This is a genomic window from Pseudomonas soli, from assembly GCF_900110655.1.
GTDB lineage: Bacteria > Pseudomonadota > Gammaproteobacteria > Pseudomonadales > Pseudomonadaceae > Aquipseudomonas > Aquipseudomonas soli.
Window position 1 is genome coordinate 72,749 of the sequence record NZ_FOEQ01000005.1, and the last position, 17,730, is coordinate 90,478.

Here is a 17,730-nt window from a genome sequence, read left to right on the forward strand (position 1 = left end):
CCATGGGAGCGGGCTTGCCCCGCGATGGCCAAGACATCGCCATCGCGGGGCAAGCCCGCTCCCATGGACGGATAAGGAACATTAACCATGGCACATGCACCACAGGTAAAAATCCCCGCCACCTACATCCGTGGCGGTACCAGCAAAGGCGTGTTCTTCCGCCTGCAAGACTTGCCCGAGCGCGCGCAGGTTCCAGGCCCGGCCCGTGACGCCCTGCTGCTGCGGGTGATCGGCAGCCCCGACCCATACGGCAAGCAGATCGACGGCATGGGTGGCGCCACCTCCAGCACCAGCAAGACGGTGATCCTGTCGAAAAGCATCAAGCCCGACCACGACGTCGACTACCTGTTCGGCCAGGTCTCGATCGACAAGGCCTTCGTCGACTGGAGCGGCAACTGCGGCAACCTGTCCGCCGCAGTCGGCTCGTTCGCCATCAGCGGCGGGCTGGTCGATGCGAGCCGCATTCCACGCAATGGCCTCGCTACCGTGCGGATCTGGCAGGCCAACATTGGCAAGACCATCATCGCCCATGTGCCGGTCACCGAGGGCGAGGTGCAGGAAACCGGCGATTTCGAACTTGACGGCGTGACCTTCCCGGCCGCCGAGGTGCAGCTGGAGTTCCTCGACCCGGCTGCCGACGAGGATGGCGGGGGCGGGGCGATGTTTCCCACCGGTAACCTGGTCGACGACCTCGAGGTGCCGGGCGTCGGTACCTTCAAGGCCACCCTGATCAATGCCGGTATCCCGACCATTTTCGTCAATGCCGCTGATATCGGCTATACCGGTAGCGAGTTGCAGGACGCCATCAACGGCGATACCGCCGCATTGCAGCGTTTCGAGACCATCCGTGCCCATGGCGCCGTGCGCATGGGGCTGATCGAACATATCGATCAGGCCGCCGGGCGCCAGCACACGCCGAAAGTGGCCTTCGTCGCGGCGCCGAGCACCTACACTGCCTCCAGTGGCAAAGCCGTGCCTGCCGAAGAGATCGACTTGCTGGTGCGTGCGCTGTCGATGGGCAAGCTGCACCACGCGATGATGGGCACCGCAGCGGTGGCCATCGGTACTGCCGCGGCGATTCCCGGGACGCTGGTCAACCTGGCTGCCGGTGGCGGGGAACGAAGTGCCGTGCGTTTCGGCCATCCGTCTGGGACACTGCGGGTCGGGGCCGAGGCGCGTCAGGTGGACGGGCAATGGACCGTGACCAAGGCAATCATGAGCCGAAGCGCTCGGGTGCTGATGGAGGGCTGGGTACGCGTGCCCGGTGATAGTTTCTAAGGCATCAGTAGTGCTCGGCATTCGTTGAGCGGGGCCGCTTTGCGGCCCCTGTTATCAAGGAGCCACGAATGAGCGCAAACGTAGACCTCAACACCCGCCCCGACTACGATCAGGTGCTGCAGACCCTCGCCGACTATGTGCTCGGCTACCGCGTCACATCCTCCGAGGCGCTGAACACCGCCCGCCACTGCCTGATGGACACTCTGGGCTGCGGCCTGCTGGCCCTGCGCTTCCCCGAATGCACCAAGCATCTTGGCCCGTTGGTCGAAGGCACGATCGTCCCCCATGGCGCCCGCGTGCCGGGCACCAGCTACCACCTTGACCCGGTCAAGGCGGCCTGGGACATCGGCTGCATCGTCCGCTGGCTGGACTACAACGACACCTGGCTGGCGGCGGAGTGGGGTCATCCCTCGGACAACCTCGGTGGCATCCTGGCGGTCACCGATCACCTGTCGCAAAAGCGCGTGGCCAATGGCGAGGCGCCCCTGGCCATGCGCGAGGTGCTCGATGCCATGGTCATGGCCCATGAGATCCAGGGCGTGCTGGCACTGGAGAACTCCTTCAACCGGGTTGGCCTGGACCATGTGCTGTTGGTCAAGGTCGCCTCGACAGCAGTGTGTGCCAAGCTCATGGGCGCCAGCCGCGAACAATTGCTGTCAGCACTCTCTCACGCCTTCGTCGATGGCCAGGCCCTGCGCACCTACCGTCATGCGCCCAATGCCGGGTCGCGCAAGTCGTGGGCGGCGGGGGATGCCTCCAGTCGTGGCGTGCGCCTGGCCGATATCGCGCTGCGAGGCGAGATGGGTGTGCCCGGTGCGCTGACCGCCAGGCAGTGGGGGTTCTATGACGTGTCGTTCAGCCACTCCAACAAGGACCTGGCGCTCAAGCCCGAGGCGCAGCGTGAGCTGCGCCTGCCGCAGCCGCTGGGCAGCTATGTGATGGAAAACGTGCTGTTCAAGATCAGCTTCCCCGCCGAATTTCATGCCCAGACGGCCTGCGAAGCCGCGGTGATCCTGCACCCGCAGGTGCGCAACCGCCTGCACGAGATAGACCGCATCGTCATCACCACCCACGAGTCGGCGATCCGCATCATTTCCAAGGAAGGGCCGCTGGCCAACGCTGCGGACCGCGACCACTGCCTGCAATACATGACGGCGGTGCCGTTGATATTCGGTGACCTGGTGGCCGAGCACTACGAAGATGCCTTCCATGCCGCTCATCCGAGCATCGACCGCTTGCGCGAGAAGATGGTGATCGTCGAGGATCCGCGCTTCAGTCGCGAGTACCTGGAGGCCGACAAGCGTTCCATTGCCAATGGCGTGCAGGTGTTCTTCAAGGATGGCTCGCACACGCCGCAAGTGGTGGTGGAGTACCCGCTCGGGCATCGACGCCGGCGGGAGGAGGGGATGCCATTGCTGGAGGCGAAGTTCAGGGAGAACCTGGCGACGCGATTTGCGCGGCAGCGCTGTGAGGAGATCGTGGCGTTGTGCAAGGACCAGGAGAGACTGGAGGCAATGCCCGTGCACAGGTTTGTCGATCTGTTCGTGATTTGATGTTGTCTGTTGCGGCCTCATCGCTGGCAAGCCACTCCCACAGGTTTGGCGCTGACCTTGAGCACTGCGCGATCCTGTGGGAGCTGGCTTGCCAGCGATGAGGCCGGCGCCTCTAATAAAAAAGCCCCGGTATCTCTACCGGGGCTTCTTCTTACCGCTTTTAACTTACCACTTGCAGCTGCTTACGCCTGAACCACCGGGATCTTGGCGTTGGCCGCGGCTTCGCGGAACTCGGCGATCTGGTCGAAGCTCAGGTAGCGGTAGACGTCGGCAGCCATGCTGTCGATGTCCTTGGCGTACTGCATGTACTCTTCAACGGTCGGCAGCTTGCCGATGATCGAAGCGACAGCAGCCAGCTCGGCCGAGGCCAGGTACACGTTGGTGGCATCGCCCAGACGGTTCGGGAAGTTACGGGTCGAGGTGGAGACCACGGTCGAACCGGTCTGTACACGTGCCTGGTTACCCATGCACAGCGAGCAGCCTGGCATTTCCATGCGCGCGCCAGCCTTGCCGTAGATGCCGTAGTAGCCTTCTTCGGTCAGCTGGTGGGCGTCCATCTTGGTTGGCGGGGCCAGCCACAGACGGGTCGGGATACCGCCCTTGACCTTGTCCAGCAGCTTGCCGGCAGCGCGGAAGTGACCAATGTTGGTCATGCACGAACCGATGAACACTTCGTCGATCTTCTCGCCCTGTACCGAAGACAGCAGGCGGGCGTCGTCCGGGTCGTTCGGCGCGCAGAGCACAGGCTCCTTGACGTCGGCCAGGTCGATTTCGATGATTTCGGCGTACTCGGCATCGGCGTCGGCCGACAGCAGCTCAGGCTTGGCCAGCCAGGCTTCCATGGCCTGGGCGCGGCGCTCCAGGGTGCGGGCATCGCCGTAGCCTTCGCCGATCATCCAGCGCAGCAGGGTGATGTTGGACTGCAGGTACTCGGCGATGGCCTTCTCCGGCAGCTTGATGGTGCAACCGGCGGCGGAGCGTTCGGCCGAGGCGTCGGACAGCTCGAAGGCTTGCTCGACGGTAAGGTCGTTGAGGCCTTCGATCTCCAGGATGCGTCCGGAGAAGGCGTTCTTCTTGCCTTTCTTCTCGACGGTCAGCAGGCCTTTCTGGATGGCGTAGTAAGGGATGGCATGGACCAGGTCACGCAGGGTGATACCAGGCTGCAGCTTGCCCTTGAAACGCACCAGGATCGACTCCGGCATGTCCAGCGGCATGACGCCGGTGGCGGCGGCGAAGGCCACCAGGCCCGAACCTGCCGGGAACGAGATGCCGATCGGGAAGCGGGTGTGCGAGTCGCCACCGGTGCCGACGGTGTCAGGCATCAGCATGCGGTTCAGCCAGCTGTGGATGATGCCGTCGCCCGGGCGCAGCGACACGCCGCCACGGGTGCGGATGAAGTCTGGCAGGGTGTGGTGGGTGGTGACGTCGATCGGCTTCGGATAGGCCGCGGTGTGGCAGAACGACTGCATTACCAGGTCGGCGGAGAAGCCCAGGCACGCCAGGTCTTTCAGCTCGTCGCGGGTCATCGGGCCAGTGGTGTCCTGGGAGCCGACGGTGGTCATCTTCGGCTCGCAGTAGGCACCTGGGCGCACGCCCTGGCCTTCCGGCAGACCGCAGGCGCGGCCGACCATCTTCTGCGCCAGGGTGAAGCCCTTGGTCGAAGCGGCAGGTTGCTCTGGCTTCTTGAACAGGTCCGATGGGGCCTGGCCCAGCTCGGCACGGGCTTTCTCGGTCAGGCCACGGCCGACGATCAGCGGGATACGACCGCCAGCGCGGACTTCGTCCAGCAGCACTTCGGTCTTCAGCTCGAAGCTGGTGACCAGTTCGTCGCTGTCGTGGCGGCGCACTTCACCTTTGAACGGGTAGACGTCGATGACGTCGCCCATGGCGAGGTTGGTGCAGTCGAACTCGATCGGCAGGGCGCCGGCGTCTTCCATGGTGTTGTAGAAGATCGGGGCGATCTTGGTGCCGAAGCAGAAACCACCGGCGCGCTTGTTCGGTACATACGGGATGTCGTCGCCGAAGAACCACAGCACCGAGTTGGTGGCCGATTTACGCGAGGAACCGGTACCGACCACGTCACCGACGTAGGCGACCGGGAAGCCCTTGGCCTTGACCGCTTCGATCTGCGCCAGCGGGCCGACCGAACCAGGCTGCGAAGGCTCGATGCCGTCGCGGGCCATCTTCAGCATGGCCAGGGCGTGCAGCGGGATGTCAGGGCGCGACCAGGCGTCCGGAGCAGGGGACAGGTCGTCGGTGTTGGTTTCGCCAGGCACCTTGAACACGGTCAGGGTGTATTTTTCGGCGATGGCTGGACGCGAGGTGAACCACTCGCCGGCAGCCCAGGATTCCAGCACGGCCTTGGCGTGGGCATTGCCCGCCTTGGCTTTTTCGGCCACGTCGTGGAAGGCATCGAACATCAGCAGGGTGTGCTTGAGCTGTTCGGCCGCGACGGCGCCCAGTTCGGCGTCGTCCAGCAGCGCGACCAGCGTTTCGATGTTGTAGCCGCCCTGCATGGTACCCAGCAGCTCGGTGGCGTGCTTGCGGTCGATCAGCGGCGACTTGGCTTCACCCTTGGCGACAGCGGAGAGGAAAGCGGCCTTGACGTAGGCGGCTTCGTCCACTCCTGGCGGAACGCGGTTGGTGATCAGGTCTACGAGGAAGGCTTCTTCGCCGGCCGGCGGGTTTTTCAGCAGCTCGACCAGGCCTGCAGTTTGTTCGGCGTTCAGCGGCTGGGGCACGATACCCAGAGCGGCACGCTCTTCGATATGTTTGCGGTAGGCTTCAAGCACAGTTATTACCCTCATCAGTGGTCCCTAAAGGGAGTCCGGGACGCTCATCCAGCATTCTCCTGCACCCATGCGCTGAAGACGGCTTTTTGAGCCGGCAAGCCAGGGTCGCAGAGAATCCTTACAGAAGCTGTTTTCAAAGTTTTACGCCTGTAGAACGGAAGGCTGATGAGGGGTTGGCCGTGGCCATGCGCTCGCATGGACAGGGCCAACGCCGTTCTACCGGATGAACTGTGCTCGTGACGCTTTGAAAACAGCTTCCAACGGACATGGTTGCCTTGAAAAGGCGGAGTGATTCTACGGCAAAAATTAGCCGAAAGTAAGGCGGCGAAGAAGACTTTAACGGGTGACCCTGGTTAGACAAAGGGCTAACATGGGGCCGTGTTCCCCCGCCAAGCCGTTGTTTTTACATGTCCAACCAATCCATCAAGACGCCTTGCGTCGGCCTCTGCTCCACCGTCTACGGAGACCTGGTTTGCCGCGGCTGCAAGCGCTTTCACCACGAAGTGATCCACTGGAACGGCTACGACGACGAGCAGAAGCGCGCCGTGTGGCTGCGCCTGGAGCAACTGCTGGTGCAGGTGATGATGGCCAAGTTGGAAGTGTTCGACAAAGCGCGCTTGCGCGAGCAGCTCGAACAGCGCTCGATCCGCTATGTGGCACAGCAGTCGGAATATTGCTGGGCCTACCAGTTGATCGCCCGCGGGGCGCGGATGATTCGCGACCTGGAGGCCTACGGGATGGCCTTGCTGCCGGAGTTCCGCGACTGGGAGCTGCCACAGCTGCGCGACGCCATCGACCGGGAATTCTTTTTGCTCTCCGAGGCGCACTACCAGCGCTACATCGCGCCGGCGTTTCTGCAGCAGATCGGTGAGTAACCTGTTTCCCTCTGCCTTGTGTGGGCAGGTCTGGCGAGGATGACTCTCTACTCACGGTCGGGAGAGTCATCTTGAGTTACTACCAGTTCCAACCCATGTTGTGTTTCAACGCACGCTGCTGGTGGCAGCATAAGGACAAGCGCCTGGATTGTCGCCACTGGCCGCCGGCCGCCTCCGAGGCAATGCCTGTCTGGGTCACGTTCGACAGCGGCGACCGTGATGATGGGTGGGTACGATGCGAGCCCGAGCCGCCGCGCCAGTCCGATAAAATATTGTGCAATACGTTCTGGTTCGGCGTGTACGCGCTCGGCGAGCAGTACGCCTACGACATCCGGCCGGCTTACTCGGGAGCTACGTTGGAGCTCTGGCCAAGGCTGGAGAGGGTGCTTGATACCAACATCGATGGCTACCTGGGCATGTACGACGTGCCGACCGAGCCCTACCGGTGGTATGAGCCTACGGCGCCGCTTTGGCAGCTGGAAGGCCTCGACCCTGCAAGCTTGGCGCCTGGCGCACGGCGCTGCAATCTGCAGTGGTACAGCCCAAAAGGCAAGGCCGTGCGGCGCATCAGCGATTTGACCCGGTCGTACCTCGATGATTGGAAAGGGGTCAGGGGAATGGTAAGCCTGGAGGTGCACGAAGTGCCCGTGCCGCCACACCCTAGGCCGAAAACCTGAGCGGCTGTTCAGTCCCCGGTGTACTCGCAACCGCTGGTGCAGGTCTCGTGGATGCGCACTTTCGACAGTTCCGGCAGCAGCGGCTTGACCTGATCCCAGATCCACTTGGCGATCACTTCGCTGGTAGGGTTTTCCAGGCCCGGAATGTCGTTCAGGTAGTTGTGGTCCAGCTGCTCGTAGATCGGCTTGAAGATCGCCTTGATCTCGGAGAAGTCGCGGATCCAGCCGGTGTGCGGATCGAGCGGGCCGGTCAGGTGCAGGGCGACCTTGAACGAATGGCCATGCAGGCGGCCGCACTTGTGCCCGGCAGGGACGTTGGGCAGGCGGTGAGCCGATTCGAATGTGAACTCTTTGAAAATTTCCACGCTGGCATAACTCTGTGTGAATCAACAATGCGCGCAGTCTACCAGCATGCCCGCTACAAGGCTTGCAACCGATCCTGCAACCGCCCGGTGGCGATCAGCTCCAGCAGTTCGTCGCCCAGGCGCCGGCTTTCGGCGATGGCCTTGTACCAGTAACGCTTGCGGCTCGGCGCATCGCCCATGAAACGCTTGAAGTCGTTGCGATCCGGCAGCTTGCCGTAGGGCAGGGCGGCCAGGTACTGCGGCGACGGGGTCATCAGCAGCACGTTCTGCAGGCGCGTGGCATCGCCCTTGCGCCAGGGCAGGGCCTTGTCGAACCAGCCGGGCACCACCTTGTCGGTGAAGTGCGGATAGAGCACCAGGTCGTCGCCGCGGTAGGGCAGGTCCAGATGGTAGTCGAGTAAGCCGCCGTCGCGGTAGGTGCCGGCACCCGCGCCGGGGATGTCGCGTACACCCTCCATGACCATCGGGATCGAACCCGAGGCGAGCAGGGCGTGGCGCAGGTTGGCCAGGTCCAGTGGCAGGCTGCGCGAAGGGAAGTCGGTGAGCGCCTCCAGCGGTGGCGCGGCACGTTGATCGTGCAGGATCACGCGCTCGAAGTGTCGGGCCAGGCGCGAGCGGCCCAGCAGGTTGCTGGCGATCACCGAGCCCAGCCCCACGCCCAGGCGGCCGCGGTGATCGTGGGCGAGCTGGCCGTGGCTCTTCACCACCAGGATGTTCAGGCGATAGTGCGGGTTGGCGAGGATCTGCCCATCGTGGCCCTGCAGCAGGTCGTCGAGCATGCGTTGGCAGCTCTGGCTGATTTCCCTGGGGGTCACGCCCTTGGCGAAATCCTGCTCGGTATACAGCTCGCCCAGGCGGCGGATGCCGGCCACCGGGTCGTCGAGGCAGGCACTGGCGAAACGCCAGGAGCCGATCGAGGCGCCGATCAATGCCCGTTGCCGTGGTGCCGTCGGCAGCCATTCACCGAACAGCGCCAGGTCCAGGCCCTGGATTCCCAAGGGCTTGGGGCCACCGGCGGCGCCCGGCAGCACGCCGACATCGGCGGCCAGCAGGCCGCGCTCGCGGATCTGCCGCAAGGCGCGCTGGCCGGCCTTGAAGGTCAGGGCGGGATACTTGATGTGGATGGCGCTCATGGCGGGGTCTCGGGCAGGGCAGGCGGGCAGTATAGGGCTTTATTGCGAGGCGGCGATGCCATCACCGCCCCACGTGGCCGCGACAAGGCCGCAAGCTGCGCTATCATGCGGCCAGCTGTTTTCAGGTTGAGTTAAGGACCGGTGGTTAATCTTAACCCCGTAGACAAATTGCACATCTCGCTGGAGAGAACCTCATGAAAACTTTGACTGCCCTGTTCACCGCCACCGCCCTTGCTTTCGGTGCCAATGCCGCCTTCGCCAAGGATGTTCAGCCCGATGAAGTGGTCAAGCTGGTGAACGCCAAGACCATCAAGTCGCTGGATGAACTGAAGGCCGTCGCTGTGGCCAAGCATCCCGGCGCCACCGTGACCGACTCGGAGCTCGAGAACGAGTACGGCCGTTATATCTACAAGGTCGACCTGCGTGATGCCCAGAACGTCGAATGGGACGTGGACCTGGATGCCAAGACCGGTGAAGTCCTGAAGGACGAGCGAGACAACTGATGCCTGCACTACCGCGAACGGCACGCTACCTGGCCTTGGCCCTGTTGACCGTCTGTTCGCTGGCCGCCGCGCGCGACCTGGACCAGGATGAAGCCCTGGAGCTTCGGCAAAAGGGCATCATCCTGCCGCTGGAGCAATTGCTCGAAGCCGCCCTGGGGCGTTACCCCGGGGCACGGCTGCTGGAGGCGGAACTGGAAGAGAAGCACGAGCGCTACGAGTACGAGGTCGAACTGCTGACCCCGGCGGGCGTGGTGCGCGAGATCAAGCTCGACGCCCGCACCGGCGCGCTGCTCAAAGACGAGGAAGACGACTGAATGCGCCTGCTGCTTGTCGAGGACAATGTTCCCCTGGCCGATGAACTGACCGCCACCCTGCAGCGCCAGGGTTACGCCGTGGACTGGCTGGCCGATGGCCGCGATGCGGTATACCAGGGCCAGAGCGAACCCTACGACCTGATCATCCTCGACCTGGGCCTGCCCGGGCTGCCGGGGCTCGAAGTGCTGGGGCAATGGCGCGCGAGCGGCCTGCCCACCCCGGTGCTGATCCTCACCGCCCGTGGCTCCTGGGCCGAGCGTATCGAGGGACTCAAGGCCGGGGCTGACGACTATCTGAGCAAGCCCTTCCACCCCGAGGAGCTGCAACTGCGCATCCAGGCCCTGTTGCGCCGGGCCAAGGGGCTGGCCAACCAGCCGAAACTGGAAGCGGCCGGCCTGCATCTGGACGAGTCGCGCCAGTGCGTGAGTCGTGAGGGTGTCGATGTCCAGCTCACTGCCGCCGAGTTTCGCCTGTTGCGCTATTTCATGCTGCATCCGGGGCAGGTGCTGTCCAAGAGCCACCTGGCCGAGCACCTTTACGACGGCGAAACCGAGCGTGATTCCAATGTGCTGGAAGTGCACGTCAACCACCTGCGGCGCAAACTGGGGCGTAGCGTGATCGAGACTCGCCGCGGCCAGGGCTACGTGTACGCCGGGAGTGCTGCGTGAAGTCGATCCAGGCGCGCCTGAGCCTGGGCCTGGTGGCGGTACTGGTAGTGGTTGGGCTGGTCCTGGCGCAGTTGACCTTGTGGCTGTTCGAGGCGGGCCTGCAGCGTTACCTGGAAGCTGGCCTGCGCAAGGAAAGCGAAAACCTGCTGGTGGCGCTGGTGCGTGGCCCGTCCGGCCTGCAGTTGGACGAGCGACGCCTGTCGGCAGCCTACCAGCAGCCGTTCTCGGGCTACTACTTCCGCATTGATTTCGACCAGGGTACCTGGCGCTCCCGTTCGTTATGGGACATGGACATGCCCAAGCCCGGCAAGCCCGGCCTGGACGACGGTCACGAACTCGGCCCCGAGGGCCAGCAACTGCTGGCCTATCGTGGGGACTACCGGCGCCTGGGCCAGGACATCTCGATCAGCGTGGCCCAGGACTATTCACCGGTGCGTGAGGGCTTCCGGCGCATGCAACAGATCGGCCTGGGCCTGGGGCTGGTGGCGTTGATATTGGTCCTGGTGCTGCAACGCCTCACCGTGACCCGCTCGTTGCGCCCGCTGGAGCGGGCGCGCCAGCAGATCGCCCAGTTGCAGCAGGGTCAGCGCTCGCAACTGGATGCCGAGGTGCCCAGCGAGCTGCAGCCGCTGGTGGACCAGATCAACCACCTGCTGACCCATACCGAAGACAGCCTGCGCCGTTCGCGCAATGCCCTGGGCAACCTCGGTCATGCCTTGAAGACGCCGCTGGCGGTGCTTGTCAGCCTGGCTGCCAGCGAACGCCTGCAGGCGCTGCCCGAGGTGCGCGCGCAGATGCGTGAGCAACTGGAGCAGATCCAGCAACGCCTGGCCCGCGAACTCAACCGCGCGCGCCTGGCCGGCGATGCCTTGCCCGGTGCGCAGTTCGACTGCGATGGCGAACTGCCCGGGCTGCTGGCGACGTTGGGGATGATCCATGGCGAAGGCCTGCTGCTCGAGCGCGACGTGGCTCCAGGCTTGTTGCTGCCCTGGGACCGCGAGGATTTGCTGGAGCTGCTCGGCAACCTGCTGGACAACGCCTGCAAATGGGCCGACAGCGAGGTGCGCCTGGGCATCGCGCCAACCACCGAGGGTTACCAGCTGTGGGTCGATGACGATGGCCCGGGCATCCCTGAGGGGCAACGCCTGCAAGTGCTCGAGCGTGGTTCGCGGCTGGACGAGCAGGTCGATGGCCATGGCCTGGGGCTGGGCATCGTGCGCGATATCGTCGAGGCCTGGGGTGGGCGCATCGCGCTGCTGGAAAGCCCGCTGGGCGGGCTACGGGTCAGTATCGAACTGCCGCGCAAGGGGCGTTGATCGGAGCCGGCCCAATCGCGGGGCAGATCAACCGTGCAAAAAAATTGCAGTACAGCCGCAGTTTTTTGAATTGGCCCAGCGCCACCTGCGCCCGGCACAATGCCGGCCACGAAACCTTGCGGTTTCCATCTCTCCAAGGACGGAGCCCCCTTGCGCCACTGCATTGCGCAACACAGGGCCCAGGCCGGTCGCGCTGGGCTTTCTTTTTACCATCAGAAGAACACGATCAAGTCACCTCGATGTCTGCCTCGCGTCCCGAATCCCGCTTGCAGCGCCTGCTCCCGGCGCCGCTGAACATCCCTCCCCGAGAATGGTTGCGTGCAGGCCTTGGCGCGCTGCTCGGCCTGTTTCTCGCCGGCTATCTTTGCAGCCTGGCCTATGGGCCATCGATCGCCCTGCATCTGCTGGGCCCGCTCGCAGCCTCGGCGGTGCTGGTGTTCGCCGTGCACTCCGGTCCGTTGGCCCAACCCTGGCCCGTGCTGGGCAGCTACGCGCTGGCGGCTGTCGTAGGCCTGGCCATGCGCCACGCCTTCGGCGATGGGTTGTGGGTCGCGGCGGCGGCGTTGGGCATCGCCATCCTGGCAATGTGCCTGCTGCGCTGCCTGCACCCGCCCGGTGGCGGCGTGGCGGCCAGCGCGGTGCTGGCCGATCCGGGGCTGGTGGCCATGGGTGACCACCTGCTCGAGCCGGTATTGCTCAATGCGCTGATCCTGGTCGGCGTGGCCGTGCTCTACAACCGTCTGACCGGCGTGCGCTATCCCAAGGGCGCGATCCCGCGACGCGACCTGCACCACACCCACGACCCGCTGCCGGGCGAGCGGGTCGGCATCAGCGCGGGGGACCTGGACCAGGCCCTGGAGGAGATCGGCGAGTTCGTCGATGTCACCCGTGACGAGCTGGAGCGGATCATCCTGGCCACCGAGCAGCACGCCCTGCACCGCAGCCTGGGCGGCATCACCGCCAGCTCGGTGATGTCCCGCGACGTGCAATGGGCAACGCCGCGCACCACCCTCGATCAGGCCTGGAAGCTGTTGTCTGGCCATCACCTCAAGACCCTGCCGGTACTGGAAGAGGGACGCCTGGTGGGGATCGTCAGCCTCAGCGACCTGGTCGGCCCGGCCATGACACGTGGGCGTTTCAGCTGGCGCGGCCTGTTCCGGCGCAAGGTGGTGCGCCTGGAGCAGGTGATGAGCCGGCGGGTGGTCAGTGTCGGCAGCCAGCATCCGCTGGAGCGCCTGTTGCCGTTGCTCAGTGAACAGGGGCTGCACTGCCTGCCGGTGCTCGACGACGAAAAGCTGGTGGGGGTGATCACCCAGACCGACCTGATCGCCGGCCTCAAGCGGCACCTGCTCACTGCCGCGGCGCAGGGCTCAGATCACCGGGTCCCAGCGCTGTGACCAGTCGCTTTCGCCAGCGGCCAACAGTCGGCGCAAGACGCTGAAGGCCTGCTGCAATGCCTCGCTGTCGCGTTCGCGGGCATGCACCAGGAAGGTCGGGTAGGTGAACTCCGGCGCCTGGGGCACGCGCTCGAACACCGCGCTTTGCAGGTAGGCCTGGACCACCCGGGTGCGGAAATAGCCGCTGCCGCCGTGTTCGAGAATGAACTGCAGGGCCAGGGGCCCGAGATTGAAGCTCAGGGCCGGGCGCGACAGGTCGGGCAGGGCGGCGTCATGCTGGCGGCGGAACGCTTCGCCCCAGTCTATGTAGATGTACGGATCGGGCGCATCGACCCGGCGCACGCGGATCAGCTTCTCTTCCATCAACTGTTCGACCTGCAGGCCGGGGCCATAGGTCGGCTGGTAGACCAGCGCGGCGTCGAGCAAGCCCATCTCCACCTTGCGCAGCAGCGCTTCGCCATCGCTGACCTCGCTGCGGATGGCGTGGCTGGGCAGTTCCTGGTGCAGGGCGCTGACCCAATCGAGCAGCATCGGGTTGCCCAGGCTCACCTCGGCGCCCACATGCAGCACCTGCTGGCAGCCCTGGGGCAGCGGCAGGTCACGGCGCGCCGCTTCCCAGGTCTGCACCAGCTGGTTGGCATAGCTGACGAACGCCTCGCCATCGGTGGTCAGGCTGGCGCCGTTGCGGCTGCGCACGAACAGCTGGCAGCCCAGTTGCTGCTCCAGGCGCTGCACGCGGGCACTAATCGCCGTCTGTGAGACGAACAGGCGTTCGGCGGCGGCGACCAGGCTGCCGCAGCGGACGATTTCCAGGAAGGTGCGGGCCTGATCGATGTCCATGGTGCTGCTTCTGTGGCTGGAGAGGCGCCTATTCTAGAGCCATTGCACCTGTTTGGGGCGCTGGTTCAGCCACGTGCCAGTTCAGCCACGCGCCAGCTCAGCCAGATGTGCCGTGGCCTCTTCGCTCTTGAGCACCAGCACATCACCTTCCAGCGCATCCAGGACCACTTCCGCCGTGTTGCCGATCAACGCCCCGGAGATACCGGTGCGGGCCACGGTACCGACGATGGTCACCACCGCGTCGAGTTTTTTCTCGGTATAGGGAATCAGTACGTCGGCCGGCCCTTCGGCGATATGCAGCCTGTCATCGGTGATATCGAATTCCGCCTGGAACGCCGTGCACGCCTCGCGATAGCGTTTCTCGATGGTCTCCGTGAGCTGGTAGACCGGGTCGGAAGCCGACAGCATCGGCGAGGGATGGGCGCTGATCACGTGCAGTTGGCCTTTGGCCAGGCTGGCGATGTCGTAGCCGTGGTCGATGATGCTGGCATGCAACAGGCGATGGGCCTCGTCCTGGTTGCCCACATCCACCGCCGCCAGGATCACGCCGCCGGTCCAGGGGCATTCGCTCTTGACCATCAGCACCGCGCAGGGGCACTCGCGCAGCAGCTTCCAGTCACTGGGGGTCAGCAGTGCCTTGCGCAAGGGATTGTCCGGGCGGTGCTCCTTGATCACCAGTTCACAGCCTTCCGCTTGCTGCACATGGATGATCGACTGGTGCAGGCTGTCCTTCCACTTCTGTTCATGGGTGACATTGTCGTAGCCATCGTCATGCAACTGGCTGCTCAGCAGGCTCAACAGCGCGCTGTGGTCCTGCTTCTTGTCGCACATCAGCAGGTGCAGGCGCGCACCGGTCACCCCGGCAATCAGTTTGGCCCGGGTCAGGGCCCGGCTATGGGCGTGCTCGGGGTCGAGGACGACGAGGATGCTGCGCACGGCTTGCATGGGCGTGAACTCCTTTCGCGGATGGCGACCAATGCCTGACTATAGACGGCGCGGCGGCTCCCACCGGTTGACTTGAGTCAAGCATAGTCACTGGCGCTCGTCAGCGCCGCCGGTATAATCGCCGGTCCCGCCGATGTCCGCTGCGATTGTGAGTACCATGTCCCTGATTCCTGAAATCGATGCCTTCCTGGGTTGCCGCACCCCTGACGCCTGGATCGAGGCGGCACTGGCCGACCAGGAAACCCTGCTGATCGATCACAAGAATTGCGAGTTCAAGGCCGCCAGCACGGCGCTGAGCCTGATCGCCAAGTACAACACCCACCTCGACCTGATCAACATGATGTCGCGCCTGGCCCGCGAGGAGCTGGTGCACCACGAGCAGGTGCTGCGCCTGATGAAGCGTCGCGGCGTGCCGCTACGGCCGGTGTCGGCCGGGCGCTATGCCTCGGGCCTGCGGCGGCTGGTGCGGGCGCATGAGCCGGTGAAACTGGTGGATACCCTGGTGGTGGGGGCCTTTATCGAGGCGCGCAGCTGCGAGCGTTTCGCCGCCCTGGTGCCGCACCTGGACGAGGAACTGGGCACCTTCTACCACGGCCTGCTCAAGAGCGAGGCGCGGCACTATCAAGGCTATTTGAAACTGGCCCACCAGTACGGCGATGAAGCGGACATTGCCCGGGTCGTGGAGCACGTGCGCGAAGCGGAGGTCGGGCTGATCACCTCGCCCGACCAGGAACTACGCTTCCACAGCGGCATTCCCCAGGCTCAGGCCGCCTGAGCTATTGCCGGCGACCGAGCAGCAGCCCGACCACCAGGCCGAAGCCTGCAGAGACCGCCACGGTCTGCCAAGGGTGGCCACCGATGTACTCCTGGGTAGCCTCGACCACCGGCTGCGCCTTCTGGCCCAGGCGGCTGGTGGCATCGCGCGCCTGGCGCAACTTAAGCCCCAACTGCGCGCGCATGCCTTCGGCTTCCTCGCCGACCAGCGACGCGCTGTCGCTGAGCAGCTTCTCGGATTCCTCGATCAATGCCTGCAGTTCGCTGAACACCTGATCCTTGATCTGGTCGTTGTTGCCTTGCGCAGCGGTTTTCCTGGCCATGTACACATCCTCGTGAAGGGTTGGGCGTTGAACAATGGATGCCACGCTGCCGGGAAAGTTGCAGCGGCGTACCGGTGGCGCGTCGTCGCAGTGTAAGATAGCGCCCATTTTCCAGCGGCAGGTAATACCCGATGAGTTTCAATCTGGCCAACATGAGCTTCCAGGAACGGGCGCAGATCGAGGCAGAAAAGGCCCGCTTGTTCGACTACTGGCAGAACAACCTTGGCAAGGCCAAGGGCGAGGCGGCGCGCCTGATTGCTGAGAAGCCACGGCGCAAGGGCAAGTGGGCGGAGTGGGTGCGTGCCGAACTCGACGGCATGTCGCCGCCAGAGTTCAACCAGCTGGTGCGCAGCGAAGTGAACAAGATGATGGCCGCCGCCAGCGCCAACCGCTGAGCCAGGCGAACACCCCGAACGCCTGCGCTGGAGAATCCAACAGACCTTCCTGACTGGAGTTCCCTCGATGCCCAAGTCCATCGTCGCCGCCCTGCAGATCGGTTCGCTGCCTGGTGGCAAGGCCGCCACCCTGGCGCAGATCCTCGACTACGAGCAGGCCATCCGCGACGCCGGTGCCAGCCTGGTGGTGATGCCCGAGGCCTTGCTCGGTGGCTATCCGAAAGGCGAAGGGTTCGGCACCCAGCTCGGCTATCGCCTGCCTGAGGGACGTGAAGCCTTCGCCCGCTATTTCGCCAATGCCATCGATGTGCCAGGGCCCGAGACCGATACCTTGGCCGGCTTGTCGGCGCGTACCGGAGCGAGCCTGGTGATCGGCGTGATCGAGCGCAGCGGCAATACCTTGTATTGCACGGTGCTGTTCTTCGAACCGCACTCCGGCCTGGTGGCCAGGCACCGCAAGCTCATGCCCACCGGCACCGAGCGGCTGATCTGGGGCAAGGGCGACGGCTCCACACTGCCGGTAATCGAAAGCCGTGCCGGGCGCATCGGTGCGGCGGTGTGCTGGGAGAACTACATGCCGCTGCTGCGCACCGCGATGTACGCCAAGGGGGTGCAGTTGTGGTGCGCGCCGACGGTGGACGAGCGCGAGCTGTGGCAGGTGAGCATGCGCCATATCGCCGCCGAGGGGCGCTGCTTTATCATCAGCGCCTGCCAGGTGCAGGACTCGCCCGCCGCACTGGGCCTGGAGGTGGCCAACTGGCCGGCCGAACGACCATTGATCAACGGCGGCAGCGTGATCGTCGGCCCACTCGGCGAGGTGCTGGCCGGGCCGCTGGTGGGCGAGCGCGGCCTGCTTTGCGCCGAAGTCGATACCGATGAACTGGTGCGTGCGCGCTACGACTTCGACGTGGTTGGCCATTATGCGCGGCCGGATGTGTTCGAACTCAGCGTGGACGAGCGTCCGCGGCCAGGAGTCCGTTTCGTCGGTTCATCCAGCGCAGGCGAGTGATCTGCCAACCTGCCGGTAAAGCTGATTACCAGGCGGGGCCTGCGGCCGTTGGCAGGTCGAGCTTGCCTTTGTCGGTAAAACGCACGGTACCGAGTGGCCCTCCTGCCAGCTTGCCGCGCAACACATAGGGCAGGCCCTGCAGCGAGTCCACCTGGCTCAGGCCGTAGGCCTGGCGCAGGAAGGCGAAGGCGGTGACGCTCACCGGCACCACCAGCACTGCTTCGTCGTAGCGGCCGATATGCCCGCGCTGGTCGCTCACCCCGGCCGCCAGGGGCTGGTCGTTGACTTCCAGGTTGAGGGCGATGCCGTTGAAATCCACCGGGGTTTCGTTCGGGTTCTGCACGCGGATCTTCACCGCCATGCGCAGTTCCAGATCCTGGCCTGGCAAAGGATCGATGCCGATCACGCTGATGTTCAGCGGATCGCGCCCCTGGAACAGGGCGCAGGCGTTCAGGCCAAGGGTCAGCAGCAGGATCAGGCAGATGCGGGCATACATGGGTATCTGGCCTTGTGGCACGGGCGAGTCGGCAGTGTCGCAAATGCGTGGCGGCGATGAAAGCCGGGCATGCCGA

The 17,730-nt window shown here is 64.7% G+C and carries 19 protein-coding genes; 12 read left to right on the forward strand and 7 right to left on the reverse strand.

Features of this window, described 5'->3' with window-relative positions; translation table 11 throughout:
- Window positions 1-87: 87 nt before the first annotated feature.
- Complete coding sequence (gene prpF / locus BMY03_RS13100) at window positions 88-1,278, forward strand: 2-methylaconitate cis-trans isomerase PrpF (RefSeq protein WP_023630594.1); 1,191 nt, start codon at window positions 88-90, stop codon at window positions 1,276-1,278.
- A gap of 68 nt (window positions 1,279-1,346) precedes the next feature.
- Entirely contained in the window at window positions 1,347-2,831 is a 1,485-nt protein-coding gene (prpD, locus tag BMY03_RS13105; RefSeq protein WP_094011300.1) for a 2-methylcitrate dehydratase, read from the forward strand.
- Window positions 2,832-3,013: 182 nt separating this feature from the next.
- Here the strand turns inward: prpD and acnB are convergent, their stop codons facing one another.
- Window positions 3,014-5,623, reverse strand: a complete 2,610-nt coding sequence (gene acnB / locus BMY03_RS13110; RefSeq protein ID WP_023630592.1) for a bifunctional aconitate hydratase 2/2-methylisocitrate dehydratase — start codon at window positions 5,621-5,623, stop codon at window positions 3,014-3,016.
- A gap of 407 nt (window positions 5,624-6,030) precedes the next feature.
- On the opposite strand from acnB, the gene BMY03_RS13115 reads away from it, so the two are divergent.
- Together BMY03_RS13115 and BMY03_RS13120 are read left to right on the forward strand one after the other, a co-directional pair.
- Window positions 6,031-6,498, forward strand: coding sequence for a DUF1289 domain-containing protein (locus BMY03_RS13115; protein ID WP_023630591.1), 468 nt, complete (start codon window positions 6,031-6,033; stop codon window positions 6,496-6,498).
- Between the two features lie 71 nt (window positions 6,499-6,569).
- Window positions 6,570-7,175, forward strand: coding sequence for a hypothetical protein (locus BMY03_RS13120; RefSeq protein WP_031315091.1), 606 nt, complete (start codon window positions 6,570-6,572; stop codon window positions 7,173-7,175).
- 8 nt (window positions 7,176-7,183) lie between these two features.
- Here BMY03_RS13120 and queD read toward each other — a convergent pair whose 3' ends face one another.
- Window positions 7,184-7,540 carry a 6-carboxytetrahydropterin synthase QueD gene (gene queD / locus BMY03_RS13125; protein WP_023630589.1) on the reverse strand — a complete coding sequence of 119 codons (357 nt, stop codon included), beginning with the start codon at window positions 7,538-7,540 and terminating at the stop codon, window positions 7,184-7,186.
- 53 nt (window positions 7,541-7,593) lie between these two features.
- Window positions 7,594-8,673, reverse strand: a complete 1,080-nt coding sequence (locus tag BMY03_RS13130; RefSeq protein ID WP_094011301.1) for a patatin-like phospholipase domain-containing protein — start codon at window positions 8,671-8,673, stop codon at window positions 7,594-7,596.
- A 194-nt stretch (window positions 8,674-8,867) separates the two neighbouring features.
- Between BMY03_RS13130 and BMY03_RS13135 the strand changes: the two genes are divergently transcribed.
- The 5 genes from BMY03_RS13135 to BMY03_RS13155 all read left to right on the forward strand — a co-directional run bounded on the left by BMY03_RS13135 (window position 8,868) and on the right by BMY03_RS13155 (window position 12,872).
- Window positions 8,868-9,176 carry a PepSY domain-containing protein gene (locus BMY03_RS13135; RefSeq protein WP_094011302.1) on the forward strand — a complete coding sequence of 103 codons (309 nt, stop codon included), beginning with the start codon at window positions 8,868-8,870 and terminating at the stop codon, window positions 9,174-9,176.
- Window positions 9,176-9,490 (forward strand): PepSY domain-containing protein, encoded by a 315-nt coding sequence (locus BMY03_RS13140; RefSeq protein ID WP_023632694.1) that lies wholly within the window; start codon window positions 9,176-9,178, stop codon window positions 9,488-9,490. The genes BMY03_RS13135 and BMY03_RS13140 overlap by 1 nt, the downstream gene beginning before the upstream one ends.
- Entirely contained in the window at window positions 9,491-10,159 is a 669-nt protein-coding gene (locus BMY03_RS13145; protein ID WP_023632693.1) for a response regulator transcription factor, read from the forward strand.
- Window positions 10,156-11,475 (forward strand): sensor histidine kinase, encoded by a 1,320-nt coding sequence (locus tag BMY03_RS13150; RefSeq protein WP_094011303.1) that lies wholly within the window; start codon window positions 10,156-10,158, stop codon window positions 11,473-11,475. Before BMY03_RS13145 ends, BMY03_RS13150 begins: the two co-directional genes overlap by 4 nt.
- Before the next feature lie 239 nt (window positions 11,476-11,714).
- Complete coding sequence (locus BMY03_RS13155; protein WP_094011304.1) at window positions 11,715-12,872, forward strand: HPP family protein; 1,158 nt, start codon at window positions 11,715-11,717, stop codon at window positions 12,870-12,872.
- Here the strand turns inward: BMY03_RS13155 and BMY03_RS13160 are convergent.
- Both BMY03_RS13160 and BMY03_RS13165 read right to left on the reverse strand, forming a co-directional pair.
- Entirely contained in the window at window positions 12,846-13,712 is an 867-nt protein-coding gene (locus BMY03_RS13160) for a LysR family transcriptional regulator (protein ID WP_094011305.1), read from the reverse strand. The genes BMY03_RS13155 and BMY03_RS13160 overlap by 27 nt on opposite strands.
- A gap of 81 nt (window positions 13,713-13,793) precedes the next feature.
- Entirely contained in the window at window positions 13,794-14,657 is an 864-nt protein-coding gene (locus BMY03_RS13165) for a universal stress protein (protein ID WP_094011306.1), read from the reverse strand.
- 157 nt (window positions 14,658-14,814) lie between these two features.
- Between BMY03_RS13165 and BMY03_RS13170 the strand changes: the two genes are divergently transcribed.
- A complete protein-coding gene (locus BMY03_RS13170) occupies window positions 14,815-15,432 on the forward strand; it encodes a MiaE family protein (RefSeq protein WP_094011307.1) in 618 nt (205 codons plus the stop codon).
- Between the two features lies 1 nt (window position 15,433).
- Here the strand turns inward: BMY03_RS13170 and BMY03_RS13175 are convergent, their stop codons facing one another.
- Entirely contained in the window at window positions 15,434-15,754 is a 321-nt protein-coding gene (locus BMY03_RS13175) for an ElaB/YgaM/YqjD family protein (protein ID WP_094011308.1), read from the reverse strand.
- A gap of 131 nt (window positions 15,755-15,885) precedes the next feature.
- On the opposite strand from BMY03_RS13175, the gene BMY03_RS13180 reads away from it, so the two are divergent.
- Both BMY03_RS13180 and BMY03_RS13185 read left to right on the forward strand, forming a co-directional pair.
- Window positions 15,886-16,149 carry a hypothetical protein gene (locus tag BMY03_RS13180; protein ID WP_023630897.1) on the forward strand — a complete coding sequence of 88 codons (264 nt, stop codon included), beginning with the start codon at window positions 15,886-15,888 and terminating at the stop codon, window positions 16,147-16,149.
- Between the two features lie 67 nt (window positions 16,150-16,216).
- The gene (locus tag BMY03_RS13185; RefSeq protein ID WP_094011309.1) at window positions 16,217-17,158 is read left to right on the forward strand and encodes a carbon-nitrogen hydrolase family protein; all 942 of its coding nucleotides are present in this window, start codon (window positions 16,217-16,219) and stop codon (window positions 17,156-17,158) included.
- 25 nt (window positions 17,159-17,183) lie between these two features.
- Here the strand turns inward: BMY03_RS13185 and BMY03_RS13190 are convergent, their stop codons facing one another.
- Entirely contained in the window at window positions 17,184-17,654 is a 471-nt protein-coding gene (locus BMY03_RS13190; protein WP_023630895.1) for an LEA/WHy family protein, read from the reverse strand.
- Window positions 17,655-17,730: the final 76 nt, after the last annotated feature.